General features: G+C 67.6%; 21 protein-coding genes. 17 read left to right on the top strand and 4 right to left on the bottom strand.

Features of this window, described 5'->3' with window-relative positions; translation table 11 throughout:
* Positions 1 to 59: 59 nt before the first annotated feature.
* Entirely contained in the window at positions 60 to 1,307 is a 1,248-nt protein-coding gene (locus ACSQ1X_RS21125; protein ID WP_436059171.1) for an ROK family transcriptional regulator, read from the bottom strand.
* A gap of 155 nt (positions 1,308 to 1,462) precedes the next feature.
* Here ACSQ1X_RS21125 and ACSQ1X_RS21120 point away from each other — a divergent pair, with 155 nt between their 5' ends.
* Entirely contained in the window at positions 1,463 to 4,624 is a 3,162-nt protein-coding gene (locus ACSQ1X_RS21120) for a glucan 1,4-alpha-glucosidase (protein ID WP_436059170.1), read from the top strand.
* A 97-nt stretch (positions 4,625 to 4,721) separates the two neighbouring features.
* Here the strand turns inward: ACSQ1X_RS21120 and ACSQ1X_RS21115 are convergent, their stop codons facing one another.
* Positions 4,722 to 6,413 (bottom strand): alpha-amylase family protein, encoded by a 1,692-nt coding sequence (locus ACSQ1X_RS21115; protein ID WP_436059169.1) that lies wholly within the window; start codon positions 6,411 to 6,413, stop codon positions 4,722 to 4,724.
* Entirely contained in the window at positions 6,410 to 7,396 is a 987-nt protein-coding gene (locus ACSQ1X_RS21110) for a TIGR03885 family FMN-dependent LLM class oxidoreductase (protein ID WP_436059168.1), read from the bottom strand. Before ACSQ1X_RS21110 ends, ACSQ1X_RS21115 begins: the two co-directional genes overlap by 4 nt.
* 150 nt (positions 7,397 to 7,546) lie before the next feature.
* Here ACSQ1X_RS21110 and ACSQ1X_RS21105 point away from each other — a divergent pair, with 150 nt between their 5' ends.
* The 4 genes from ACSQ1X_RS21105 (at position 7,547) to ACSQ1X_RS21090 (ending at position 11,538) form a co-directional block, all read left to right on the top strand.
* Positions 7,547 to 8,719, top strand: a complete 1,173-nt coding sequence (locus tag ACSQ1X_RS21105; protein ID WP_436059167.1) for a Re/Si-specific NAD(P)(+) transhydrogenase subunit alpha — start codon at positions 7,547 to 7,549, stop codon at positions 8,717 to 8,719.
* Positions 8,719 to 9,015, top strand: coding sequence for an NAD(P) transhydrogenase subunit alpha (locus ACSQ1X_RS21100; protein ID WP_055802987.1), 297 nt, complete (start codon positions 8,719 to 8,721; stop codon positions 9,013 to 9,015). The genes ACSQ1X_RS21105 and ACSQ1X_RS21100 overlap by 1 nt, the downstream gene beginning before the upstream one ends.
* The gene (locus ACSQ1X_RS21095) at positions 9,012 to 10,385 is read left to right on the top strand and encodes an NAD(P)(+) transhydrogenase (Re/Si-specific) subunit beta (protein WP_436059166.1); all 1,374 of its coding nucleotides are present in this window, start codon (positions 9,012 to 9,014) and stop codon (positions 10,383 to 10,385) included. Before ACSQ1X_RS21100 ends, ACSQ1X_RS21095 begins: the two co-directional genes overlap by 4 nt.
* Before the next feature lie 70 nt (positions 10,386 to 10,455).
* A complete protein-coding gene (locus ACSQ1X_RS21090; protein ID WP_055802983.1) occupies positions 10,456 to 11,538 on the top strand; it encodes an ATP-dependent DNA ligase in 1,083 nt (360 codons plus the stop codon).
* Positions 11,539 to 11,707: 169 nt separating this feature from the next.
* Here the strand turns inward: ACSQ1X_RS21090 and ACSQ1X_RS21085 are convergent, their stop codons facing one another.
* Positions 11,708 to 13,027, bottom strand: a complete 1,320-nt coding sequence (locus ACSQ1X_RS21085; protein ID WP_055802980.1) for an MFS transporter — start codon at positions 13,025 to 13,027, stop codon at positions 11,708 to 11,710.
* A gap of 261 nt (positions 13,028 to 13,288) precedes the next feature.
* Here ACSQ1X_RS21085 and ACSQ1X_RS21080 point away from each other — a divergent pair, with 261 nt between their 5' ends.
* The 12 genes from ACSQ1X_RS21080 (at position 13,289) to ACSQ1X_RS21025 (ending at position 24,995) form a co-directional block, all read left to right on the top strand.
* On the top strand, positions 13,289 to 14,140 hold the full coding sequence (locus tag ACSQ1X_RS21080; RefSeq protein WP_436059165.1) for an IclR family transcriptional regulator: 852 nt from the start codon (positions 13,289 to 13,291) through the stop codon (positions 14,138 to 14,140).
* A 166-nt stretch (positions 14,141 to 14,306) separates the two neighbouring features.
* Positions 14,307 to 15,188 carry a shikimate dehydrogenase gene (locus tag ACSQ1X_RS21075; RefSeq protein ID WP_436059164.1) on the top strand — a complete coding sequence of 294 codons (882 nt, stop codon included), beginning with the start codon at positions 14,307 to 14,309 and terminating at the stop codon, positions 15,186 to 15,188.
* The gene (locus ACSQ1X_RS21070) at positions 15,188 to 17,110 is read left to right on the top strand and encodes a bifunctional sugar phosphate isomerase/epimerase/4-hydroxyphenylpyruvate dioxygenase family protein (protein WP_436059163.1); all 1,923 of its coding nucleotides are present in this window, start codon (positions 15,188 to 15,190) and stop codon (positions 17,108 to 17,110) included. Before ACSQ1X_RS21075 ends, ACSQ1X_RS21070 begins: the two co-directional genes overlap by 1 nt.
* A 51-nt stretch (positions 17,111 to 17,161) precedes the next feature.
* A complete protein-coding gene (gene pcaH / locus ACSQ1X_RS21065; RefSeq protein WP_436059162.1) occupies positions 17,162 to 18,067 on the top strand; it encodes a protocatechuate 3,4-dioxygenase subunit beta in 906 nt (301 codons plus the stop codon).
* A 4-nt stretch (positions 18,068 to 18,071) separates the two neighbouring features.
* Positions 18,072 to 18,647 (top strand): protocatechuate 3,4-dioxygenase subunit alpha, encoded by a 576-nt coding sequence (gene pcaG / locus ACSQ1X_RS21060; RefSeq protein WP_436059161.1) that lies wholly within the window; start codon positions 18,072 to 18,074, stop codon positions 18,645 to 18,647.
* Between the two features lie 11 nt (positions 18,648 to 18,658).
* Positions 18,659 to 20,104, top strand: a complete 1,446-nt coding sequence (locus ACSQ1X_RS21055) for a lyase family protein (RefSeq protein WP_436059379.1) — start codon at positions 18,659 to 18,661, stop codon at positions 20,102 to 20,104.
* Complete coding sequence (locus ACSQ1X_RS21050) at positions 20,097 to 20,915, top strand: alpha/beta fold hydrolase (RefSeq protein WP_436059160.1); 819 nt, start codon at positions 20,097 to 20,099, stop codon at positions 20,913 to 20,915. The genes ACSQ1X_RS21055 and ACSQ1X_RS21050 overlap by 8 nt, the downstream gene beginning before the upstream one ends.
* On the top strand, positions 20,912 to 21,373 hold the full coding sequence (pcaC, locus tag ACSQ1X_RS21045) for a 4-carboxymuconolactone decarboxylase (RefSeq protein ID WP_436059159.1): 462 nt from the start codon (positions 20,912 to 20,914) through the stop codon (positions 21,371 to 21,373). Before ACSQ1X_RS21050 ends, pcaC begins: the two co-directional genes overlap by 4 nt.
* Positions 21,370 to 22,581, top strand: a complete 1,212-nt coding sequence (locus ACSQ1X_RS21040; protein ID WP_436059158.1) for a thiolase family protein — start codon at positions 21,370 to 21,372, stop codon at positions 22,579 to 22,581. Before pcaC ends, ACSQ1X_RS21040 begins: the two co-directional genes overlap by 4 nt.
* A 3-nt stretch (positions 22,582 to 22,584) precedes the next feature.
* Complete coding sequence (locus tag ACSQ1X_RS21035; protein ID WP_055799992.1) at positions 22,585 to 23,262, top strand: 3-oxoacid CoA-transferase subunit A; 678 nt, start codon at positions 22,585 to 22,587, stop codon at positions 23,260 to 23,262.
* Position 23,263: 1 nt separating this feature from the next.
* Positions 23,264 to 23,959, top strand: a complete 696-nt coding sequence (locus ACSQ1X_RS21030) for a 3-oxoacid CoA-transferase subunit B (RefSeq protein ID WP_436059157.1) — start codon at positions 23,264 to 23,266, stop codon at positions 23,957 to 23,959.
* Between the two features lie 211 nt (positions 23,960 to 24,170).
* On the top strand, positions 24,171 to 24,995 hold the full coding sequence (locus ACSQ1X_RS21025) for an IclR family transcriptional regulator domain-containing protein (RefSeq protein WP_436059156.1): 825 nt from the start codon (positions 24,171 to 24,173) through the stop codon (positions 24,993 to 24,995).
* The last annotated feature ends 19 nt before the right edge of the window (positions 24,996 to 25,014 follow it).

Genomic DNA, 25,014 nt, shown 5'->3' with positions numbered 1-25,014 from the left:
TTCCGCGCCCATGCCGTTTCCGCCTGTGGCCACAGGATTCAGCCACTTCGGGGGCGAGGTCAGTCCAGCAAGCCCTCGAAGGCATGGTCCAGAGCGAGGCGGACAGCTCCCATCAGGGCTGAGTGGTCCCCAAGGGTTGACGCGGCCAGCCTGGGCTGGGCGGAGTTGAGCCGGCGCAGCTGGTGCTCCAGCGCCGGAAGCAGGATGTCCCCTGCACCCGCCGGTCCGCCGGCCAGCACGAGGAGTTCCGGGTCCAGCAGGGTACTTACGACAGCGGCGGCACGGGCTGTCCGCTCCATTACGACGGCGATGACCTCGACGGCCGCCGGGTCCCCGCGCCGGGCTGCTTCAAGCACGATTTCCGCGGTTACGCAGCCCGGGTCCCGTCCGGACAACGACACCAGAGCGCTGCCGCCTGGGGCCTCTTCTCTCTCGCCCGCAATGATTTCCGCTGTGGCGACGGCGCCGAGTTCGCGGCACATCCCGCCCACTGCGTCCGTGTTACCCACGCCTTCGACAAGTTCCAGGAAACGCATCTCGCCTGCAGCGCCGACGCCGCGGATGAGCCGCCCGCCCAGGCAGATTCCTGCTCCCAGGCGTTCGCCCGCAAGGAGGACCACCACGTTGTCCACATCTTGCGCCACGCCTAGCCAGCGCTCCGCCAGCACGGCAAGGTTCGCATCGTTCTCCGCCAGAACCGGCCAGCTGAAGTCCGGCTGGAGGGATTCGCGCAGATCCAGGGCCGCCAAGCCCGGGAGATAGGACTCCAGGGCTACGGCGTGCCCGTCTAACGTGACGGGGGCCGGGACGGCTATGCCGCACGACAGTACGCTTACGGGGTCTATCCCGGCTTCAGGCAGCAGCTCTCGCAGCAGTTTCCGGGTGACCCGGAGACGCTCGGGCGCGCCCACGTGTTCGTCCCGCCATGCCTCGGTTCGTTCCGCGACGATCCGGCCCTTGAGGTCGGCCAGGCAGCACGTGACCTTGGTGGCGCCCAGATCCACGCCTGCCACGAATGCCGCCCCCTCGTTCAGGGAATACCGGCGCGACGGCCGGCCCGAACGAACCGGCCCCGGAGCCTCGCCCGCAGAGCCCCCGGACGTGCCGGCGGCCCCGCCGGTCTCCACCACCCACCCGAGTTCGATCAGTTCGTCACAGACCGAGTGGACTGTCGGGCGGGACAGGCCCGTGGCCGTAATCAGGTCAGTTGCATTCAGTTCACCGGAAGCGACCAAAGCGCCCAGTACAGCCTCCGCCGTGATGCGGCGCAGGACGGGCGTTGTGGCGGCGGTGCGTCGTCCGGACATATTCCATGCACCCCCTTGACGTGGCGATCATCCAGCTCACATACTAGCGGGCAGCGGTTTATTAAAGTCTCTAATAAATACGCACCAGGCTCAAGTAGGACCCAGACGTGGAAGTCCGGGCTTGGCTATCACTCAACCCACCTTCGAGGAGAGCAATGAAGCAACGCCTCAAATCTGCCTGCACGGCCACCGTACTGGCAGTGGCCGTCTCGGCCCTGGGCCTGACCCCGGCCGTCGCGGAATCCACCGATGCGCCAGGCGCGCCGGGATCAGCCGCCACTTGGACCAAGGGCGACAAGGAGGGCGTCGGCACTGCCCTCGGCACGGCGTCGAAGGTCTGGTACACCCTGACCGACGGGGCCATGAGCGAGGTCTACTATCCCCGCGCAGACACCCCCAACACCCGCGAACTGCAGTTCGCCGTCAGCGACGGCACCACGGCACAGCGCGAAAGCGAGCAGGCCAGCCGCGTCGTTGAGCTGGCCGACCCCAAGGCGCTCAGCTACCGGCAGATCACCACTGACGATGCCGGACACTGGCGGCTGACCAAGACCTACGTCACGGATCCCGCCCGTTCCACGGTGATGCTCGGCGTCACCTTCGAAATCTTCGACGGCGGCGACTACCAGCTGTACGTGCTTTCCGATCCGTCCCTGGCAGGGACCTCGGGCGGGGACACCGGCAGCATCTCCGAAGGCGCGCTGCTGGCGTCCGACCTGGAAGACGCCGCCACGCCGGTGGCTGCCGCACTGGTCTCGTCCGCCGGGTTCGGGGCCGTGAGCAACGGCTATGTGGGCAGCAGCGACGGCTGGACGGACCTCGCGTCCGACGGCAAGCTGGACGGCGCGAATCCGGCCGCCGGCCCCGGCAACATCTCTCAGACGGGGCAGATTCCGCTGACTCCCGGCGGCCGGACGGAGTTCGCACTGGCGATGGGCTTCGGCGCCGATACCTCGGAGGCGCTGGCCACGGCCACTGCCAGCCTCAAGAGCGGCTACGCAAAGGTTGCCCAGAAGTACACCGGCGAATGGCGGAAGTACCTCGCCTCGCTCAACGAGCCCTCCGGCCAATTGGAAGGCGAGCTCCGGACGCAGTACGACGTTTCGCTCATGACCGTGAAATCGCACGAGGACAAGACGTACCCCGGTGCCTTCATCGCTTCCCTGACCATCCCGTGGGGCCAGGTTGCCAGCGCGGAAACACACCGTGAGGGCTACCACGCTGTGTGGGCCCGCGACATGTACCAGTCGGTCACGGCGCTCCTCGCCGCCGGGGACACCAAGGCTGCCCGGCGCGGCGTCGACTGGCTCTTCGCGTACCAGCAGCAGCCGGACGGACACTTCCCGCAGACCTCCAGGGTGGACGGAACCATCGGCCAGAACGGCATCCAGCTGGACGAAACGGCCTTCCCCATCCTGCTCGCCAGCCAGGTGGGCCGCACGGACGGCGGCTTCTACCGCAAGGAGCTGAAGCCGGCTGCGGACTATCTCGTGGCGGCCGGTGCCAAGACGCCCCAGGAGCGCTGGGAGGAGACCGGCGGGTACTCGACGTCGACCCTCGCCTCGCAGATCGCGGCGCTTGCAGCCGCGGCGGACATTGCTGAGAAGAACGACGACGCCGGGTCAGCCGCGATCTACCGCGCTACAGCCGATGAGTGGCAGCGAAGCACGGAGAAATGGATGTTCACCACCAACGGCCCCGTGGGCGACGGCAGCTACTACCTCCGTATCAGCGCGAGCGGCAACCCGAACGACGGCGCGTCCCGCGACTGGGGCAACGGCGCCGGCGAGCATCCGGAGAACGCAGTGTTGGACGCAGGCTTCCTCGAATTGGTGCGCCTGGGTGTCAAGGCTCCCGACGACCCTTATGTGGCGGACTCGCTGGCTGAAACGGACGCGTCCATCTCCCAAGTGACCCCCGGCGGCCGCATGTGGCACCGCTACACCTACGACGGCTATGGTGAAAAAGCGGACGGCTCGCCGTGGGACGGCACCGGGATCGGCCGGCTCTGGCCACTCCTCAGTGGTGAGCGGGGCGAATACGCGCTGGCCAACGGCGAGGACGCACTACCGTACCTGCAAACCATGCATTCGGCGGCCAACGCCGGGTTCATGATTCCGGAACAGGTCTGGGACTCGGAAGAGCCCACGTCCTACGGCCACGAACTGGGACGCAGCACCGGCTCCGCCTCGCCGCTGTCCTGGGCGATGGCCCAGTACGTGCGGCTCGCGGCCGGTGTAAACAACGGTTCCCTGGTGGAAACGCCGGCCAATGTGGCCGCCCGCTATGCCTCCGGCGCCACCTTCTCCACACCGGATCTGGACCTGACGAGCCCGGCTGCCCTGTCCACCGCGGACGCCGCCACCACCACAGTCGCCGGCACTACGAACGCTTCAAAGGTGTATGTTTCCGTGAATGGCGCGGTCACCGAGGCGCCGGTCACGGCAGGTGCGGACGGTGTCGGGTCCTTCTCGCTCGATGTTCCGCTGACCGGGGCGAAAAACAAGATCGTCGTAGCGGGCGTGGCCGCCGACGGAGGCACCGCCCAGGAAGAAACCACGGTGCTCTACTACGGCACCCGCCTCGGAGCCCTCGCGGACCCGAGCGGTGACGACCACGGCCCCGGCAGCTACACCTACCCCACCAACCCGGCCTACGTGCCCGGCGCCTTCGATCTCACCGGGGTGGAAGTGTACGACGCCGGCGAGGACTACGCGTTTGTCACCACCATCGCCGGGGAGGTCACCAACCCCTGGGGCGGCCAGGGCATCTCGCACCAGCGCGTGAACATCTACCTGGGAACCGGCGCCGGCGGCCCCACTCCCGGCCTGCCCGGCACCAACATCAATATTGACCACGCCTGGGACTCGGTAATCGTCACGGACGGCCGCTTCGACGGCGCCGGTGTCTTCTCGCCCGACGGCACGCGGACCTCCGCCGTGAGCCTGCTTGCCGTCCCCGAGGCACGGCAGATTGTCACACATGTGTCGAAGGCGGCACTGGGCAGTCTGGACCCGGCCACGGCACGGATGTCCGTCGCGATGTTCGGGAACGCCGAGGCGGGCGAAGGGATCGGCAATGTCCGTCCCGTGTACGACGGCGACTACTGGTCAGCCGGCGATCCCTCGTGGATCAAGGAATGGCGCTTTGGTGGCGGCGCCGGAGTCTTCGACGGCGGCCTGGACTCCCGTGACACCGACACCAGGGACCCGAATGCACTGGACGTGATTGTGGGCGAGGGTCAAAGCCAGGCCACCGTCCTCGACTGGCGCGCAGGATCGCCCGTGGTGGTCCCGATGGTGGGATTGACGCCCTAGCCCGTCACAACCGCAACCGGCAACACAACGCCGGCGTTCCCCGAAAGGGGAGCGCCGGCGTCGTGCCAGACCACCGGCGGCATCAGATCCGCAGGTGCTATATCCGCCTGTCGGCGGGCCGCTGGATCCTGAACCAGCGGTAGCCGTAGCGCTCCAGCTCCAGTTCAAAGCCGCCGTCGTCCGCCAGGGGAACATTGTCGCCGTCGAGCAGGTCCAGCAGGACGGCGCCTGCGAAGTTCTCTGCCGGATCTTCCGGCGACGAGACTTTTGCCGTGACGGACGCCGGCTGTGCGGCCATGTTGTGTGCCAGGACCAGGGTGGAACCGGCGCGGGTGCAGCTGTGCAGGAGCACGCCGGGATGGGGCTGCTTGATGAGTTCGAAGTCGCCCCAGGCCAGCTCCGGGCTTTCGCGGTAGCTTCGGATGAGCGCCGCGATGAAGTTCCACAACGAGTCGGGGTCCCGTTTGGCGTGGGCGGCGTTGATGTTCTTCGGCCCGAAGTAGCCGTCAACCACTTGCGCCACGAGCTTGTCCGCCGGGGCCGTGGAGAATCCGCCGTTAGCCGTGTCATTCCATTGCATGGGGGAGCGCACAGCGGAGCGGCCCTTGGCGCGCAGGTCCTCACCCATCCCGATTTCCTCGCCATAGAAAAGGACCGGTGTTCCCGGGAGGGAAAACATCAGCGAATAGACCATCCGGATCCGGGCAGGGTCGCCGCCGAGCATCGTTGGCAGGCGGCGCCTAAGCCCCCGGCCGTACATCTGCATGTCCGGGTCCGGCCCGAAGGCCGCGAAGACCTCGGCCCGTTCCTCATCGGTGAGTTTGTCCAGTGTCAGTTCATCGTGGTTGCGGACGAACATGGCCCACTGGTTGTCAGGATGGATGGCCGGCCTGCCGGCGAGGGTCTTGGCCAGTGGGCGGGCGTCCTCCCTGGCGAGGGACAGGTACAGGTTTTGCATGCTCAGGAAGTCGAACTGCATGTTCAGCTCGTTGCCGTCCGGCCCGCCGAAGTATTTCAGCTGGTCTTTATAGGGAAGGTTGACCTCGCCGAGGAGAACGGCACTGCCGTTGCGCCGGTTCAGGAAGCTCCGCAGGGCCGCCAGGTAGTCATGCGGATCGATCTTCGCCGCGTCCTCCTTGGACACGCCCTGCAGCTCCAGGAAGAACGGCACGGCATCCAGCCGGAAACCGTCCAGCCCCAGCTGCAGCCAGAATCCCATGGACTTGGCGATCTCGTCCCGGACCATCGGATTGGCGACGTTCAGGTCCGGCTGGTGCTTGGCGAACATGTGCAGGTACCACTCGCCGGTGGCCTTGTCCTGGGTCCAGATGGACGTCTCCTCACCGGGGAACACCACCTGTTCGGAGGTGTCCGGGGGAGTGTCTTTCCGCCACACGTAATAGTCGCGGTAGGGGTTGTCCACGGACTTCCGGGATTCCTTGAACCAGGGGTGTTTATCGGAGGTGTGGTTGATGACGAAGTCCGCGATAACCCGCATTCCCCGGTCTTTGGCCGTCCGGACAAACTCCACCACGTCGCCCATGGTGCCGAGGCGCGGGTCCACTCCGTACATGTCGGTGATGTCGTAACCGTCGTCCCGGTCCGGCGAGGGGTAGAACGGCATGAGCCAGATGCACGTGACCCCCAGGGCCGCCAGGTAGTCCACTCGCTGGATCAGGCCGCCGAAATCCCCGGTGCCGTCGCCGTCGTCGTCAAAAAAGGTTTCCGGGTCCAGGCAGTAGATCACGGCGTTCTTCCACCACAGATCGGACGTCTCCGCAATCCTCATGCCGTCACCTCCCGTGACGCGCTACCGGCCCGCAGCCCGGGCAGGACGTGTTCGCCGAACGCCTCGATGAAGGGTTTCTGTTCCTGGCCGACGAAGTGCAGGTAGAGCTCATCGAAGCCCAGGTCCGCATACTCCTGCAGCCACGTGGCGTGCTGGTCCAGGCTGGAGGAAATGTTGACGGCCTTCCGGACCTGGTCTTCGCCGACGTCGGTGCTGACGCCGTCAAAGTGGGCTGCGGTGGGCAGGTCCCAGGGGATGGGCGGGGCGAAGACGTTGGACCGCCACTGGTCCAGGGCAATCGAAACCGCATCCTCCTCCCGCGGTGCCCAGGACAGGTGGATCTGAAGCACCGCCTTGCCCTTGCCGCCGTTGCCCCGGTAGGCGTCGAGCATCTCTTTCAGCTTCGCGTGTGGCTGGTTCACCGTGACCAGCCCGTCAGCCCACGTTGCGGCGCGCCGGGCGGTCTGGACGCTGATCGCCGGCGCGATCAGCGGTGGCTTGGTGGACGGGACGTCCCAGATGCGTGCCTGTTCCACCGTCACCAGGCCATGGTGCGTCACCTCCTCGCCGTTGTGCAGGCGGCGGATGACGTCGACGCACTCCTCCAGGCGCTGCTGACGTGATTCCTTGGCCGGCCACGCATCGCCCGTGATGTGCTCGTTCATGTTCTCGCCGCTGCCCGGTGCCATCCAGAACCGCCCGGGAAACATGTCCGCCAGGGTGGCCGAGGCGTGCGCGATGATGGCCGGGTGGTAGCGCTGGCCTGGTGCGGTGACCACGCCAAAGCGGAGCGAGGTGGTTGCCAGTGCGGCCCCCAGCCAGGACCAGGCGAAGCCCGAATGCCCTTGCCGGGCGGACCAGGGCTCAATGTGGTCCGAGCACATGGCGGCGTCGAAGCCTGCCTGCTCGGCGAGCCGGACGTCCTGGAGAAGCTGGCCCGGGCTGATCTGTTCATGCGACGCGTGAAAACCGATAGTTGCCATCGTTCATGTCTACCCGCGGAGCGGGAGCGTGTCGAGGAAAGCAGTCGAGCAAAGCACCGGCGGAGTCGGGTCTTTCTGCATAGACTCTAGCCATACCGACGCGGGACAGCGGGACACCGGACGGCGATGACGCTCGAAAGGGAGTGGCGGGTGAAATTAGGCATTACGCGGGAGCGCCGCGCGGGCGAGCGACGGGTGGCCGCGACGCCGGAGACGGTCCAGCAACTGATTGGCCTGGGACTCGAGGTCCTGGTCGAATCCCGTGCGGGAAAGGAGGCCGGCCACAGCGACGCAGAGTATGCCCGGGCCGGCGCGCGGATCGTCCCCGAACTGGATCCCGGATCCCTCGATATCCTCGCCCACGTGCGGCCTCTGGAACCGGCGACGGCGGCGGCCTTGCGCCGCGGTGCCGTCACCGCCGGCCTGGCGTCGCCGTCGTCCGAACTGCCCACGGTGCGTGCGCTGGCTGCAGCCGGGGTGACCTCCTTCGCTCTTGAACTGGTGCCGCGGATTTCCCGGGCCCAGTCGATGGACGCCCTGTCCTCCCAGGCCCTGGTGGCCGGCTACCGCTGCGTACTGGAAGCGGCGATCCGCTTGCCGCGCTTCTTCCCGCTCTTTATGACAGCCGCCGGGACCATCCCGCCGGCGCGCGTGCTGGTGCTCGGCGTGGGGGTGGCGGGCCTGCAGGCCATCGGCACGGCAAAACGGCTGGGCGCCCGGGTGTCGGCGAACGACATCCGGCCCGCGTCGGCGGACGAGGTCGCCTCGATGGGCGGCACTTTCATCAAGCTCGACCTGGAAACGGCCGAAGCCTCCGGCGGCTACGCCCGCGAGCTCAGCGCGGACCGCGGTGCCCTGCAGCGGCAGCTTCTGGCGCCGCACGTGGCCCAGGCGGACGTACTGATTACGACGGCGGCAGTCCCGGGCCGACGGGCACCGCTCCTGGTGAGCCGGGAAATGGTGCAGGGAATGCGGCCCGGCTCCGTGGTGGTGGACCTCGCCGCGGAATCCGGCGGCAACGTGGAGGGATCCGTTCCCGGCCAGGAGATCCAGGTGGACACCGCCGACGGCCAGGGCACCGTGACCCTGGTGGGCCTGAAGGACGCCGCGTCAGCCATGCCGGCCGATGCCTCCCGGCTCTATGCCAAGAACGTGGCCAACCTGCTCGCCCTGGTGGTCCGCGACGGCGCTCTGTCCCTGGACTTCGGCGACGAAGTCGTGGCCGGCACCTGCCTGACGCACGACGGCCAGGTGCGCCATGCGCCCACGGCGGACGCACTCGCTGCCGAGGGCCAACAGCCCGACAACGAGGGGGTGGCCTGATGGACGGCATCAGCCTGCTCACGATCACCGTGCTGGCGGTCTTCGTGGGCTTTGAGGTGGTCTCGAAAGTGTCCAGCACCCTGCACACACCGCTGATGTCCGGTGCCAACGCGATCCACGGAATCATCCTGGTGGGCGCCATCATCGTGGCCGGGCAGGCGGCGGACCCGTGGGTACTCGCCGTCGCGCTGCTGGCCGTCGTCCTGGCCACCGCCAACCTGGTGGGCGGATTCGTGGTGACGGACCGGATGCTGGAGATGTTCCGCGGCCGTAGGGACGGGAAGGAACCGCGATGAGCATCCTGGACCCTGCCTGGACGGGGCTCCTCTACCTGTTGGCCGCAGTGTTGTTCATCCTTGCGCTCATGGGCCTGAACTCGCCGCGCACCGCGCGCCGCGGCAACCTCGTGGGTGCCGCGGGGGCCGTGCTGGGCGTAGCCACTGTGTTCCTGTCCGCGCGGCTGGACAACATTCCCTGGATCCTCGGCGCGATCGCCGTCGGCTCCGCTGTGGCCGCCCCCGTGGCCCGGCGCGTGAAGATGACCCAGATGCCGCAGCTCGTGGCCGCCTTCAACGGAGTGGGCGGCGGCGCCGCTGCCCTCGTGGCGCTCCTTGAACTGGCACACACGGAGGAAGCCTGGGTCCGCCTGGCCATCGCCTTCACGCTCCTGGTTGGCGCGGTCTCCTTCGCAGGCTCCGCCATCACCTTCGCCAAGCTGCAGGAGCTCATGACCACCAGGCCGGTGGTCTTCCCCGGACTGCCCGTGGTCATGGCGGCGGTACTGCTGGCCGCGGTGGGTGCAGGCACCGCCGTCGTCCTGTCCGGTTCGCTGCCCCTGGCACTGGTGCTGCTGGTGCTGGGACTGGCCGCGGGAATCTTCCTGGTGCTGCCCGTGGGCGGCGCGGACGTACCGATCGTCATTTCGCTGCTGAACGCCTTCACCGGCCTGGCCGTTGCGGCCTCCGGCCTGGTGCTTGGCAACGTGCTGCTGCTCGTGGCAGGCACCCTGGTGGGGGCCTCCGGTACCATCCTGACCCGGGCCATGGCAGCCGCCATGGGCCGCAGCGTGGCGGGCATCCTGTTCGGCGCGTTCCGGGGAGGCTCGACGGCGGGTTCCACCGCCGTCAGTGAGCGGCCGGTGCGCTCGTCCAGCGCGGAGGACGTCGCCGTGCTGCTGGGCTACGCGCAGCGCGTGATCATCGTTCCCGGCTACGGCCTTGCCGTCGCCCAGGGCCAGCACACCGCGGCCGAACTGGCCAAGGCCCTGCAGCTCCGCGGAATCCAGGTGGATTTTGCCATCCACCCCGTGGCCGGCCGCATGCCTGGCCACATGAACGTGCTCCTGGCGGAGGCCAACGTGCCGTACGAGGAACTGAAGGAAATGACCGAGATCAACTCTGAGTTCAAGACCGCCGACGTCGCCCTCGTGGTGGGCGCCAACGACGTGGTCAACCCGGCGGCGAAGACGTCCTCCGGCTCGCCCATCTACGGGATGCCCATCCTGGAAGTGGCCGACGCCCGGCAGGTGGTGTTCCTCAAACGGTCCATGCGACCGGGCTTCGCGGGGATCGAGAACGAACTGCTCTACGAACCACAGACCACCCTGCTGTTCGGCGATGCCAAGGATTCGCTGACCAAGGTGCTGGGGGCAGTCAAGGCCCTCTAGCAGCCTGGCCGGCACAACGGGCCTGCCGTGGGGGTGGTGCGAGGCGTACCGGCGGGTAAGAATGGGCGTTATGCAACTGCCGGTGATGCCCCCGATCGCGCCCATGCTGGCAAAAGCCGTCAGCGCCCTGCCCGAAGTCCCGGACTCCGGCCCGAAATGGAGCTTCGAACCGAAGTGGGACGGCTTCCGGTCCATCATCTTCCGGGACGGCGACGAGGTGGAGATCGGCAGCCGCAACGGCAAGCCCATGACCCGCTACTTCCCCGAACTGGTGGAGGCGCTGAAGGCGAACCTGCCGGCGCGCTGCGTGCTCGACGGCGAGATCGTCCTGGTGGGTGCCTCCGGTGACCGGCTGGACTTCGAAGCGCTCCAGCAACGGATCCACCCCGCGGCCAGCCGGGTGAAGCTCCTGGCGGCGCAGACGCCGGCGAAGTTTGTGGCGTTCGACCTTCTGGCGCTTGACGACGAGGACCTCACCGGGCGGCCGTTTTCCGAACGGCGGAGCATGCTGGAGAAGGCCCTTGCGGACAGTTCCGCGCCCGTCCACCTGACCGCCACAACGCGGGACAACGGCACGGCGCAGCAGTGGTTCCACCAGTTCGAGGGAGCCGGCCTCGACGGGATTGTGGCCAAGGCCCTGGACGGCAGCTACCAGCCAGACAAGCGCGTGATGCTCAAGGTCAAGCACGAACGCACCGCGGACTGCGTCCTGGCGGGCTACCGCGTGCACACCAGCGGCCCGGACCGGATCGGGTCCCTGCTGCTCGGGTTGTACAACGGCGACGGCGTCCTGGCGAGCGTGGGCGTGGTGGGTGCTTTCCCGATGCAGCGCCGCAAGGACCTGTTCGAGGAGCTCCAGCCCCTGGTGACGGACTTCGACGGCCACCCCTGGGCCTGGGCCAAGCAGGAGGAGGGCAGCCGGACGCCGCGGAACGCCGAAGGCAGCCGGTGGAGCGCGGGCAAGGACCTGTCCTTTATCCCGCTCCGGCCCGAGCGCGTGCTGGAAGTGAAGTACGACCACATGGAAGGTGAACGGTTCCGCCACACTGCCCAGTTCGTCCGCTGGCGGCCGGACCGCGAACCGGAATCCTGCACTTACGAGCAGTTGGAAGAGCCGGTGAAGTACAACCTCGACGACGTGCTGGCCACCTGAGCGGCCTCAAACTACTGGATAAACGACGGCGGCCCGCCCCCGGGAGGGGACGGGCCGCCGTCGTGACCTTTTCTTGGGTGAACTTGGCCGGAAGGTCAGGGAATCGCCGTGTCGGAGCCGTTTTGACTGGCAAAAAGGGTCACGACGGCGGCTGCCGCAGAAACGCGCCTTACTTCAGGCCGAGCTCGCGGGTGGGAGTCTTGAAGGATTCCTTGGCCGTGAGGGCCGAGATGGCTGCGATGCCGCAGATGACTGCCGTGAAGATGCTGATCTGGACCCAGCCGCCGGGCTTGATGCCGCCCATGGCCGCCACGATCGCCGGGGCGAAGCCTGCCATCAGGAAGCCGAGCTGGGTGCCGATGGCCAGTCCGGAGAACCGGACCTTGGTGCTGAACATCTCGGCGTAGAAGGACGGCCAGACGGCGTTGGAGGCTGCGTAGCCGAAGGAGAAGAATCCGATGGCGGCCAGGAACATCAGCGGGACGCTGCCTGATTCGAGGCTCAGCAGGAAGACCGGAGTCAGGATCGCGCTGGCCACGGCGCCGTAGATGAACACCGGCTTGCGGCCGATCTTGTCCGCCAGCATGCCGAACAGCGGCTGCGTGCCGAGGGCCACGAAGTTGGCGCCGACCACGAGCCACAGTGTGGTGGTGCCGTCCACGCCGGCCACGGTCTTGGCGTAGCTGATGGCCAGGGTGCCGAACACGGTGGACACGGCGGCGATGAAGGCGCAGGCCACCACCCGGAGGACATCGCGCCAGTGGTGCTTCAGGAGATCGGCAACCGGCAGCTTGGAGATGGCGGCGGACTTCTGGGCTTCGGCGAATGCCGGCGGTTCGTGGAGGGTGCGGCGGATGAAGAAGGCCACCAGGACCACCACGGCGCTGAGCCAGAACGGGATGCGCCAGCCGATGCCGTACTTCACCTCGTCAGGCAGGGCGAGCACGGGGATGAAGACAAGGGCGGCGAGGATCTGGCCGCCCTGGGTGCCGGTGAGGGTCCAGGACGTGAAGAAGGAGCGGCGGTTGTCCGGGGCGTGTTCCAGGGTCATGGAGGAGGCGCCGGCCTGCTCGCCGGCTGCGGACAGGCCCTGGCACAGGCGAGCGAGGACCAGCAGGGCGGGAGCCCACCAGCCCACCGTATTGAAGTCGGGGAGGCAGCCGATGAGGAAGGTGGAGGCTCCCATCAGCACCAAGGTGAACATGAGAACCTTCTGCCGGCCCACGCGGTCACCGAAGTGGCCCAGGATGACGGCGCCGATCGGGCGGGCCACATAGGCGAAGCCGAAGGTGGCGAAGGACATGATGGCGGCGTTGGCATCAGCATTGGGGAAAAACACGTGCGGGAAGATCAGCGCTGCGGCGGAACCGAAGATGAAGAAGTCGTAGTACTCGACGGCGCTTCCCAGGAAGCTGGCGAGGGCTGCCTTCTTCGGGGTCCCGGCCGGTGCAACGGTGCCCGGCGTCGTGGACGGGAGTGTCTGGCTCATGGTGTTCCTTTGTGTGACGACATTGTCGCGGATGGATCAGGATTTTCGCAGCTGCCTCGCTTCATTTCTGGAGACCCAGCCGTCCGTCTCAGACGGCGGCTTTCGTGGCGGCGGCCGGTGGTCGTTGTGAAGACCCGGACGAGTAGCCACATGGTGGGAGCTACTTGTGCGATACAGCAATGATGGCTGTGAGGACTGTCACTTGTCAAGAAAAATAATCACCATCTAGAAATAGCTCTCACAATGTGGCAACATCAAGTTATGAGTGTGAACCAAAACACAGAGCTTGAGGGCGCCGTCGAGGTAGCCCCGGCCACTGCGGCCAAAGAGGCAAAGTCGCCCAGGGCCGCCAAGGATGACTCCCGCACGGACATGGTGGGCAAGGCCCTGGGCCTTCTTGTCCTGCTGGGCGATGAGCCGCGGGGGGCCAGTGCGGCCGAGTTGTCCCGCCGCGCGGAGCTGCCGTTCAGCACCACCTACCGATTGCTGGGCTCGCTCACGCGGGACGGGTTTGTCGATTATGAGCCGGACGGCCGCCGCTACCACCTGGGCCTGCGCGTCTTCCAGCTGGGCCAGCGCGTCTCCAACCATCACGGGTTTGCCGGTACGGCGCTGCCCATCCTCCGCCGGGTCACGGAGAAAACCGGGGAGGCCACCATCCTCTCCGTCCGCGACGGAAACCATCACCTTACGGTCAACAAGGTGGACGGACCGCAGACGTTCCGCGTGACGAGCGATCCGGGGCACCTCGGCGCCTTGCACACCACCTCGGTGGGCAAGGCGCTGGTTGCCTTTGCCGAGGATTCTGAACGCAAGCGCCTCGTGGAGGAACTGCCGCTTGAGCCGCTGACGGAATTTTCCATTACGGACCGGGACGCCTTCCGTGCCGAGATCGACCAGGTCCGCCGGCGCGGATACGCCGTCATGGATGAGGAGAACGAGCTGGGCATGCGCGCCGTGGCCGTCCCCGTCCTCAATGCCCAGGGCTACGCCTTCGCGTCCCTGGCCACGGCGGTGCCGGTCTTCCGGCTCGGCCTGGAGGACCTGGTGGCACTTGTCCCCGCACTCCAGGAGGCCGCGTCCGAACTGGCCGCAAGGCTGCCGCAGCGATGAGGTGCACCGGCCGCCGAGCCGTAGCCCGCCGTCGTAATTTGTTCGTCATAAGAACATCAGTGCAATATGTGAACTTTTCCTGTACTGTAATCCCTATCACCCGGCACACCGCCGGCGCCCAGTGCGCCCCGGTCCGCCGGATGCCGTTGTCAAAGGAGCTAAACGGATGAGCAATCGAGCAGAGTCCTTTCTGGTGGGCCTCGTGGGTGATGGCGTGATGCCTTCCCTCACGCCCCACATGCACGAGCGCGAAGGCGATGTGCAGGGCCTGCGGTACCTCTACCGCCCCATCGACCTGCTGGAGCTGGGCCTGCCCGGTGAATCCGTGGGCGAGCTCCTGCAAAGCGCCCACCGCCTCGGCTTCAACGGGCTGAATATCACGCACCCGTGCAAGCAGCTGGTCCTGGACCACCTCGACGAAGTGTCGCCGGACGCCCGCCGCCTGGGCGCCGTCAACACCGTCACCATCCGGGACGGCCGCTTCATCGGCCACAACACGGACTTCTCCGGCTTCGCCGCCGCCCTCGCCGCCGGGCTCCCCGGTGCCAAGCTTGACCGCGTGGTCCAGCTGGGCGCAGGAGGCGCCGGATCCGCCGTCGCGTACGCCCTGCTCACCGCCGGCGTCCGCCACCTTGACCTCGTGGATACGGACGCCGCCCGCTGCGCCGCGCGTGCTGCCGAACTGGCCGGGTTCTTCCCGGACAGCACCGTCACGGCACGCACGACGGCGGAGCTGCCGCAGCTGATGCCCCTCGCCGACGGCCTGGTGCACTGCACCCCTGTGGGCATGGCAGCACACCCCGGCGTTCCGCTGGACCTGTCCCTGCTGGAATCACGGCACTGGGTGGCGGATATCGTCTACCGCCCGATTGAAACCGAGCTGGTCCGCGAGGCCCGCGCCAAGGGCTGCGAAGTGCTGGACGGCGGACGCATGGCCGTGGGCCAGGCGGCGGACGCCTTCAGGATCTTCACCGGGCTGGAGGCGGATGCGGACCGCATGCGCGCCCACTTCCTGGAGCTTGTGGCCGCCGAAGAGGTGGCTGCCTGATGCGTACCGGAATCGCGACGGTGTGCCTGTCCGGCACGCTGAAGGAAAAAATGCAGGCCTGCGCCATCGCGGGATTCGACGGAATCGAAATCTTCGAGCAGGACCTGGTGACGTCGTCCCTGAGCCCGGAGGAGATCCGGAAGATGGCCGCGGACCTGGGCCTGACGCTGGACCTCTACCAGCCGTTCCGCGACTTCGACAGCGTTCCGGAGGATGTCCTTGCCGCCAACCTGCGCCGGGCGGAGGCCAAGTTCAAGCTGATGTCCCGCCTGGGCATGGACACCATCCTGGTCTGCTCCAACGTCGGCACGGCCACCATCGACGACGATTCCCTGCGCGCCGAACAGCTGGCCCGGCTGGCCGGACTCGCCGGGGACCACGGCGTCAAGGTGGCCTACGAGGCGCTGGCCTGGGGCAAGTACGTCAACGACTACGAGCACGCCCACCGCCTGGTGGAAGCCGTGGACCACCCGAACCTGGGCACCTGCCTGGACTCCTTCCATATCCTTTCCCGCGACTGGGACACCGCGCCGATTGAATCGTTCAACGCGGACAAGATCTTCTTCGTGCAGGTGGCCGACGCCCCGAAGCTGTCCATGGACGTCCTGTCCTGGAGCCGGCACTACCGCGTCTTCCCGGGCGAGGGCCAGTTTGAACTCGCCAAATTCATGGGCCACGTGGTCCGCGCCGGCTACACCGGACCGGTGTCGCTGGAGGTCTTCAACGACGTCTTCCGCCAGTCCGACGTCGAACGCACCGCCGTGGACGCCATGCGGTCGCTGATCTGGCTGGAGGAGCAGAGCGCCAAGTGGCTGGACGCCAACGACGCCGTTACGGACGGTGCTGTTGTTGGTGGGTCTGCGGTCCCTGCCCGCCGTCGTTATCCCATGGAACTGGCCACGCTCCCGCAGGTGGCCGAACCGGCAGGCTTCAACTTCGCCGAGGTCAAAGCCGCTGATACCGCAGGCATCGAGAAGGTGCTGGGCCAGCTGGGATTTGAATTCAACGGCAGACACCGCACCAAGGACGTGCAATTGTGGAGCATGGGCCACGCACGCGTGATCATCAATGAGGCATCCGTGGACGCCGGTGACTCGTCTCCAGCCATTGCCGCCCTCGGCTTCGACGTTGATTCGCCCGTGATTGCCGCCGCCCGCGCCCAGCAGCTCAAGGCTCCCGCCGTGCCCCGCAAGAGCCAGGCCAACGAAGAAGTCTTCCAAGGCTTCGCCGCGCCGGACTCCACCGAGATCTTCCTCTGCCAGGGCAGTCCGGACGGCACCGCGGCCTGGACCCGCGAGTTCGGCGAAGGCCTGGAAGTCCCGGCCGCCGGCGGACGCAGCGCCGTCATTGACCACGTGAACCTCGCCCAGCCGTGGCAGCACTTTGACGAGGCCGTGCTGTTCTACACCAGCGCCCTGGCCTTGGAACCGCAGCCGTTCGCGGAGGTTCCCAGCCCCAGCGGACTGGTGCGCTCCCAGGTGATGCTGACGGCCGACCGCGCCGTGCGCCTGGTCCTGAACCTGGCACCCGTGATCCAGCAGGACGGCGCGGAGGCGGGAACTTCGCACCGGAAGACCTACCAGGAACACATCGCCTTCGCCGTGGACGACCTCGTGGAGACTGCACGGGCAGCGCGGGACCGGGGCCTGGATTTCCTGCAGATCCCGGCCAACTACTACGAGGACCTGGACGCCCGGTTCGACCTCGATCCCGGGTTCCTTGCCACGCTCCGTGAGCTGAACCTGCTGTACGACCGTGACGTTGACGGCGAGTTCCTGCACTTCTACACCGCCACCGTGGGCAGCGTGTTCTTCGAAATGGTGGAACGCCGCGGCGGCTACGACGGCTACGGTGCGCCCAACGCGCCGGTGCGGCACGCCGTCCAGTACGACTACCTGCACCAGCTGGGCCGCACTACCTGAAAAGACCAACCATCTCCAACCACCAATATCAACCACTGAAAGGAGGCTGCTGTGCCTGAAGACATCAACCTTGAAATTTTCAACGCCGACCCGATCACCGAAGACGTGTCGGACGCGGCGCCCCAGGCCGGAACCGAAGCCGCACCGAAGACCTATGCGCCGCTTGATGCCGCTGCGGAATCGCAGGCGGACCTCAGCGCCGAGATGAAGTCGATCGGCGAGGCCTACGCGGCGGCGCTGAAGAACGGCGCCCGGGCGGAGATCCAGCCCCGGCTGGACTACGCACCGTACCGCAGCAGCGTCCTCCGTCACCCGACGAAGGACCTGCACCACGCGGATCCGGAGACCATCGAGCTGTACTCGCCGGCCTTCGGGCACATGGACGTGCACGCGCTGGAATCGGACCTGACCATCCAGCACAACGGGGAACCCCTGGGCGAACGCATCCTGGTCTCAGGCCGCGTGCTCGACGGCGACGGCCGTCCGGTGGCGGGCCAGCTCGTGGAGATCTGGCAGGCCAACTCCGCCGGCCGCTACATCCACAAGCGGGACCAGCACCCTGCCCCGCTCGACCCCAACTTCACGGGCGTAGGCCGCTGCATCACCGGCGCCGACGGCTCCTACAGCTTCACCACCATCAAGCCCGGCGCGTACCCGTGGAAGAACCACCTCAACGCCTGGCGGCCGGCGCACATCCACTTCTCGCTGTTCGGGCAGGAATTCACCCAGCGCATCGTCACCCAGATGTACTTCCCGGGTGACCAGCTCTTCCCGCTGGACCCGATCTACCAGTCCATCGTGGACCAGGATGCCCGGGACCGCCTGGTGGCCACCTACGACCACGACCTCACCAAGCCCGAGTGGGCGATCGGCTACAAGTGGGACATCGTCCTGACGGGGTCCAAGCGGACCTGGACCGAAAACGAAGCATTTGGCACAGATGGCGAAGAGGAGTAGTCGGATGAGCACCCCCACGAAGCTGACCCCCACCCCCGGGCAGACCGTTGGCCCCTTCTACGGCTACGCCCTCCCTTACGAGAAGGACCGTGAACTGCTGGCACCGGGCTCACCGGGCTCCATCCGCCTGCAGGGCACCGTGTACGACGGCGCCGGACACCCCATCCCGGACGCGATCCTGGAAATCTGGCAGCCGGATTCCGAGGGCAAGGTGGTCCACCAGACCGGTTCGCTGGTCCGGGACGGCTACACGTTCACCGGCTTCGGCCGGAGCGCGGTGGGCAACACGGGCGTGTACACCTTCACCACGGTCAATCCCGGCCCCACCGAGCCCGGCGCAGCGGCCTTCATTTCGGTGGCCGTGTTTGCCCGCGGCCTGATGAACCGGCTCTTCACCCGCCTGTACCTGCCGGAGGATGAAGAAGCCCTGGCGGCCGATCCGCTGCTCTCCTCCCTGGACCCGGAGCGCCGCAGCACGCTGATTGCGCGCCGCGACGCTGACGGCGGACTCACCTGGGACATCCGGCTGCAGGGCGAGGGCGAGACCGTTTTCCTCGACTTCGAGGGCGCCTCCCAGTGACTGCTTCCCACCTGTCCGACGGCGACGTCGGACTCCTCAGTCCCGTGTCGGCGTCGCCTTCGGTGGCGGCGCTGACGGGGGACCGGGCGGTCCTGGCGGCAGTTCTCGCCGTCGAGGCCGGCTGGGCTTCGGTCCTGGAGAAGGCCGGCCTCGCGCCCGCCGGTTCCGCCGCCGTCGTGGCTTCCGCGGCGGACGTGGACCGCTATGACCTGGCGGGCATCGCTGTCCGCGCGCAGGGCGGCGCCAACCCGGTCATCCCGCTGCTCGCAGATCTCCGTGCCGAGGTCAAGGCACTGGATACGGATGGTGTGGACGCTGTGCGTGCGGTGCACACCTCGCTGACCAGCCAGGACGTGCTGGACTCGGCGCTGATGCTCCTGGCAAAGAACGCGGTTACGTCGCTCCTGGCCGACCTTCGCGGAATCACGACGGCGCTGGCGGCCATGACGGAGCAGCATGCGGAGACGCTGTGCGTCGGCAGGAGCCTGACGCAGCACTCGCTGCCGTTTACGTTCGGGCTGAAGGCCGCGCAGTGGTTCCACGGCCTGGCTGCTGCAGCCCGGCGCCTTGAAGCTGCCGAGCTGCCGCTGCAGACCGGCGGCGCCGCGGGAACGCTCGCGGCCGGGACGCTGCTCACCAAGGACTCGGTGGAGACGCCTTTCGACCTCGCAGGCAACCTCGCCGTGCACCTTGGCCTGGCGCCAGCGCCCGGGCCGTGGCACACCAACCGGCTGGCCGTCACGTCGCTGGGCGATGCCTTGGCCGGCGTCACCGATGCGCTGGGAAAGATCGCCTCCGACGTGCTGTTCCTCAGCCGGCCGGAAGTGGGCGAGCTCGCCGAACCCCGGGCCGCCGGCCGCGGCGTATCCTCGGCGATGCCGCAGAAGCAGAACCCGGTGTTGTCCGTGCTGGTCCGCAGCGCGGCACTGCAGGCCCCGAACCTGGCCGCGCAGCTGCACCTGGCGGCGGCCAACTTCAACGATGAGCGTCCCGACGGCGCCTGGCACAGCGAATGGCCGGCCTTCCGCCAGCTGCTTCGCCTGGCCCTCGGCGCGGCCGGGCACCTGCGCGAGCTCACCGAAGGCCTGCAGGTGTTCCCGGATGCCATGCGCCGCAACCTGGAGCTGTCCGGACCGCTGCTGCTCAGCGAAGGGGTGTCCGCCGCCGTCGCGCCACTGCTTGCTGAGCGGGACGGCAGGAACGGCAAGCAGCAGCTCCAGGCGGTGGTGGACCGGACGCTCCAGGCTCCGCCCGCCGAGCAGTCCGGAACGTACCGCCGCCTGCTGCGTGAGACCGTGCCCGCCAGTGCGCTGTCCGACGACCGGCTGGAAGAACTCCTGGATCCTGCCAGCTACCTGGGGCAGGCCGCCGAAATTTCCCGCCGCATCCTGGCCGCATTTCCCGGCTTTGCGCCAGCCCCCACCCAAACAGACCCGAACGGAGACTCCCGTGGCTAGACCCACAGTCAAGGCAGTATTACTCTCCCCGCAGCGCCCGCTGGGGGACAAGCCCCTCGTGGTGGTGGGGCCGTCGCTGGGGACCTCCTCAGTGTTGTGGACGCAGGCCGGCGCCCTCCTCGGGGCCGACTTCGACGTCGTCGCCTGGGACCTGCCCGGCCACGGCGTCTCACCGGCCGCGACGGAAACGTTCGACGTCGCCGAACTGGCTGACGCCGTCGTCGACCTTGTCGATTCAATCGCTCCGGGCGAGAGGTTCCACTACGCGGGTGTATCGCTCGGCGGGGCCACGGGACTGCAGCTGGGCATCAAGCACGGCGAACGGCTCAAGAGCCTCTCCGTGCAGTGCAGCGGCGCCAAGATCGGGACGCCCGAAGGCTGGCTGGAACGTGCCGAGACCGTCCGCACCCAGGGCACCGCGGTGATGATCCAGGGTTCGGCGCAGCGCTGGTTCGCCGCCGGCTTCATGGACCGCGAACCCGAGCTCAGCAGCCGCCTGCTGCACTCCCTGCGCGACGCCGACCGCTTCAGCTACGCCTTCTGCTGCGAGGCCCTGGCGGGCTTCGACGTCCGCGCAGAGCTGGGCAGCATCCGGGTTCCCACCCAGGCGGTGGCGGGTTCGGAGGATGCCGTGGTGCCGCCGTCGTTCGCCAAGGAAATCGCGGACGGCATCACCGCCGGCGGCGGGACTGCAAACGCGGTAACGCTCGAGGGGGTGGCACACCTGGCTCCGGCCGAGGCGCCCGCCCACGTTGCCGAGCTGCTGAAGAGCCTCATCTCCTGGAGCGAAACCAGCGGGGCAGCCAAGTGAGCGGCGCAGAAGTGTCCGGCACCGGCACCGAGCGGCACGGGGTCGTCCAGCCGGACGCCACCAGCCAGGAAATTTACGACGGCGGCATGGTGGTCCGCCGCGAGGTGCTGGGCGCCGCGCATGTTGACCGCGCCAACGCCAACAAGGACGCCTTCACCGAGGACTTCCAGGACATGATCACCCGCATCGCGTGGGGCGGCATCTGGACCCGTCCAGGCCTGACCCGGCAGATGCGCTCCGCGGTCACCCTCACCGCGATGGTGGCGCACGGGCACTGGGAAGAACTGGCCATGCACATCCGCGCAGCCATCACTAACGGCCTGAGCAGGGACGAGATCAAGGAAATCCTGCTGCAGACCGCTATTTACTGCGGAGTCCCCTCCGCCAACACCGCCTTCAAGACAGCACAACAGGTGTTCCAGGAAATGGACAACACCGGAATGGACGCAACCTCATGAACCAGGCTTTTGTGTACGACGCCGTGCGCACTCCGTTCGGTAAGTTCGGCTCCGGCCTTGCCGCGGTCCGCCCGGATGACCTTGCCGCGCACGTGATCGGTGAGATCGTCCGGCGGGCACCGAAGCTCGACGTGGAGCGGATCGACGAGGTGGTGTTCGGGAACGCGAACGGCGCCGGCGAGGAGAACCGCAACGTCGCCCGGATGGGCACCCTGCTCGCCGGTCTGCCGGTGTCGATCCCGGGCACCACGGTGAACCGGCTGTGCGGGTCCTCCCTGGACGCGGCGATCATCGCCTCCCGCCAGGTGAACGCCGGTGACGCGGAGCTGATGCTGATCGGCGGCGCCGAGTCGATGTCCCGTGCCCCGTGGGTGCTGCCGAAGACCGAGAAGCCCTACCCGGCAGGGGATCTGAACCTGGCCTCGACCACCCTGGGCTGGCGCCTGGTGAACAAGGCCATGCCCAAGGACTGGACCATTTCCCTGGGCGAAGCCACCGAACGTTTGGCCGAGAAGTACGGCGTCACACGTCAGGCGCAGGATGAGTTCTCCGCGAACTCCCACAACCTGGCCGCCGCGGCCTGGGATGACGGCTTCTACGACAACCTGGTTGCCCCGGTTCCGGGCACCGACCTGGTCCGCGACGAGGGGATCCGGGCCGGGTCCTCGGCCGAGAAGCTCGCCGGGCTCAAGACCGTGTTCCGTGCCGAGAACGGCACCGTGACCGCGGGCAACGCGTCCCCGCTCTCGGACGGCGCGTCCGCGGCCTGGATCGGTTCCGAGAACGCCGCCGGGATCCTCGGGATGGACCCTTTGGCCCGGATCGCCGGGCGCGGTGCGCACGCGAACGATCCGCAGTACTTCGGCTACGCCCCGGTGGAGGCCGCGAACAAGGCCCTCGCGAAGGCGGGCATCAGCTGGGAGCAGGTGGGCGCGGTCGAACTGAACGAAGCGTTCGCCGCGCAGTCCCTGGCCTGCATCAACGCCTGGGGCATCGACCACTCGATCGTGAACCGGCACGGCGGCGCGATCGCGATGGGCCACCCCCTCGGTGCTTCCGGCGGCCGGATCCTGGGCACCCTGGCCCGGTCCCTGCAGGCCTCCGGTGAACGCTGGGGCGTCGCGGCGATCTGCATCGGCGTCGGCCAGGGCCTCGCCGTCGTCCTCGAAAACATGACCGTTGCCGGAACCAACACTGGAAAGGCGTAAGCGATGCTGAATTTCATTGACACCGTAGGCGAGGCCGTCGCCGGCATCAAGGACGGTTCCACTGTGATGATCGGCGGCTTCGGCAACGCCGGCCAGCCGTTCGAACTGATCGACGCGCTGCTGGACGGCGGCGCCCGGGAGTTGACCGTGGTGAACAACAACGCCGGCCAGGGCGACCAGGGCCTGGCCCTGCTCATCAAGGAAGGCCGCGTGAAGAAGATGATCTGCTCCTTCCCGCGGCAGTCCGACTCCTGGCACTTCGACGCCAAGTACAAGGCCGGCGAGATCGAACTGGAACTTGTCCCGCAGGGCAACCTGGCCGAGCGCATCCGGGCAGCCGGCGCCGGAATCGGCGGATTCTTCACCCCCACGGGCTACGGCACCATGCTGGCCGAGGGCAAGGAAACCCGCATCCTGGACGGCCGCGGCCAGGTCTTCGAGACCCCCATCCACGCCGATGTCGCCCTGATCAAGGCGCTCAAGGCCGACGGCAAGGGCAACCTCGTCTACCGCAAGACGGCACGGAACTTCGGCCCGATCATGGCTGCCGCGGCCAAGCACACCATCGTCCAGGTGTCCGAGATTGTGCCAACCGGCGGACTCGATCCGGAAAACGTCGTGACCCCGGGGATCTACGTCAACAGCATTGTCCGTGTTAATAATTCAGTGAAGGCGGCCTGACATGAGCGCACAGACAAGCAGCGAAACCGGCTCGATCCAGACGTCCGAGACGCCCCTGGGCCGCGACGACCTGGCCCGCCTGGTGGCGAAGGACATCAGGCCGGGCTCGTTCGTGAACCTGGGCATCGGCCAGCCCACCCTGGTGTCCAACTACCTCGAGGCGGAGCAGAACATCACGCTCCACACCGAGAACGGCATGCTTGGCATGGGCCCGGTGGCTGAGGGGGACCAGATCGACGGCGACCTCATCAACGCAGGCAAGATCCCCGTCACCGAACTGCCGGGTGCGTCCTACTTCCACCATGCCGACTCGTTCGCGATCATGCGCGGCGGCCACCTGGACATCTGCGTCCTCGGCGCGTTCCAGGTCTCAGCCACCGGAGACCTCGCCAACTGGCACACCGGCGCACCGGACGCCATCCCGGCGGTGGGCGGCGCAATGGACCTGGCCACCGGCGCCAAGGACGTCTTCGTAATGATGACGCTCCTGACCCGCGACGGTGCGTCGAAGATCGTTGAAGCCTGCACTTACCCGCTCACCGGCGTGGGCTGCGTGACCCGCGTGTACACCGACAAGGCCGTGTTCCTCACCGGTCCCGACGGTGTCCAGGTGCGGGAGACGTTCGGCTGCACGCTCGAGGAACTCCAGGCCCTGGTGCCCGTCCCCCTCACAGCAGCCCCCGCCGTCGAACGCTAACCCGCTAACCCAACAGCGCGAACGGACACTTAAGCTCCCCGCCTGAGCGCGAACGGACACTTAAGCTCCCCGCCCAGCCCTGCGGCAGGGCCGGAAGTGCCCGTTCGCGCTCTGCGGCGGGGCCGGAAGTGTCCGTTCGCGCCCTGCGGCAGGGCCGGAAGTGTCCGTTCGCGCTCTGCGGAGACGGCGGAGGCTAATAGGATTGGTAACCATGACCGACGCAGCAGCAGAGACCGCCCCCAGGCCTTCGTCTGCGCCCCAGGCCAGTGACCAATACGTGCAGTCCCTCGCCCGCGGGCTGGCCGTGATCCGCGCCTTCGATACCGACCACCCGGTGATGACCCTGACCGAGGTGGCCGCCCGGACCGACCTGACCCGCGCCACCGCGCGCCGCTTCCTACACACGCTCGTGGAGCTGGGCTACGTCCGCACGGACGGGAAGACCTTCGCCCTCACGGCGCAGGTGCTGCAGCTCGGCTACGCATACCTGTCCGGCCTGTCACTGCCGCAGCTCGCCCAGCCGCACCTCGAGGAGCTGTCGCTGCGGCTGGGAGAGTCGACGTCGGCCGCTGTGCTGGACGGGAAGGACATCGCCTACATCGCCCGCGTCACCACGCGACGAATCATGAACATCGGCATCACGGTGGGGACCCGCTTCCCGGCCTACGCCACGTCCATGGGCCGGGTGCTGCTCGCCGCGCTTCCTCCGGCTGCACTGGAGAAGTACCTCGCAGAAGCTGAGATCAAGCCCCTCACGCCCCGCGCCATCGGCACCAAGAAAGGCCTCGTGGCAGCATTGGACACTGTTCGGTCGCAGGGCTGGTGCCTGCTGGACCAGGAACTCGAACTCGGCCTGATGTCCATCGCGGCGCCGGTCTACCACGGCCCCACAAAGGTGGTGGCAGCCATCAACGTGTCGCTGCAGGCCCAGTCAGTGGCCACCAAACCGGACCCCAAGGCCTACCTGGAGATGGTGCGGAAGGAAACTGTGGAGACGGCAAGGCTGATATCCGCGGACCTTTCAGCCAAGCACTAGCGCGGTGCCCGGCCGACTC

The sequence above is a fragment of the Arthrobacter sp. LjRoot78 genome (assembly GCF_964254335.1).
Classification (GTDB): domain Bacteria; phylum Actinomycetota; class Actinomycetes; order Actinomycetales; family Micrococcaceae; genus Arthrobacter.
The sequence above is the reverse complement of the archived record's forward strand: the minus strand, read 5'-3'. Positions and strand labels throughout refer to the sequence as shown.

Bases quoted from the DNA above. Each gene is read 5' to 3' on its own strand.
- ACSQ1X_RS21125 (WP_436059171.1), bottom strand. From the start codon at position 1,307: ATGTCCGGACGACGCACCGCCGCCACAACGCCCGTCCTGCGCCGCATC.
- ACSQ1X_RS21120 (WP_436059170.1), top strand. From the start codon at position 1,463: ATGAAGCAACGCCTCAAATCTGCCTGCACGGCCACCGTACTGGCAGTG.
- ACSQ1X_RS21115 (WP_436059169.1), bottom strand. From the start codon at position 6,413: ATGAGGATTGCGGAGACGTCCGATCTGTGGTGGAAGAACGCCGTGATC.
- ACSQ1X_RS21110 (WP_436059168.1), bottom strand. From the start codon at position 7,396: ATGGCAACTATCGGTTTTCACGCGTCGCATGAACAGATCAGCCCGGGC.
- ACSQ1X_RS21100 (WP_055802987.1), top strand. From the start codon at position 8,719: ATGGACGGCATCAGCCTGCTCACGATCACCGTGCTGGCGGTCTTCGTG.
- ACSQ1X_RS21095 (WP_436059166.1), top strand. From the start codon at position 9,012: ATGAGCATCCTGGACCCTGCCTGGACGGGGCTCCTCTACCTGTTGGCC.
- ACSQ1X_RS21090 (WP_055802983.1), top strand. From the start codon at position 10,456: ATGCAACTGCCGGTGATGCCCCCGATCGCGCCCATGCTGGCAAAAGCC.
- ACSQ1X_RS21085 (WP_055802980.1), bottom strand. From the start codon at position 13,027: ATGAGCCAGACACTCCCGTCCACGACGCCGGGCACCGTTGCACCGGCC.
- ACSQ1X_RS21080 (WP_436059165.1), top strand. From the start codon at position 13,289: ATGAGTGTGAACCAAAACACAGAGCTTGAGGGCGCCGTCGAGGTAGCC.
- ACSQ1X_RS21075 (WP_436059164.1), top strand. From the start codon at position 14,307: ATGAGCAATCGAGCAGAGTCCTTTCTGGTGGGCCTCGTGGGTGATGGC.
- ACSQ1X_RS21070 (WP_436059163.1), top strand. From the start codon at position 15,188: ATGCGTACCGGAATCGCGACGGTGTGCCTGTCCGGCACGCTGAAGGAA.
- pcaG (WP_436059161.1), top strand. From the start codon at position 18,072: ATGAGCACCCCCACGAAGCTGACCCCCACCCCCGGGCAGACCGTTGGC.
- ACSQ1X_RS21040 (WP_436059158.1), top strand. From the start codon at position 21,370: ATGAACCAGGCTTTTGTGTACGACGCCGTGCGCACTCCGTTCGGTAAG.
- ACSQ1X_RS21035 (WP_055799992.1), top strand. From the start codon at position 22,585: ATGCTGAATTTCATTGACACCGTAGGCGAGGCCGTCGCCGGCATCAAG.
- ACSQ1X_RS21030 (WP_436059157.1), top strand. From the start codon at position 23,264: ATGAGCGCACAGACAAGCAGCGAAACCGGCTCGATCCAGACGTCCGAG.
- ACSQ1X_RS21025 (WP_436059156.1), top strand. From the start codon at position 24,171: ATGACCGACGCAGCAGCAGAGACCGCCCCCAGGCCTTCGTCTGCGCCC.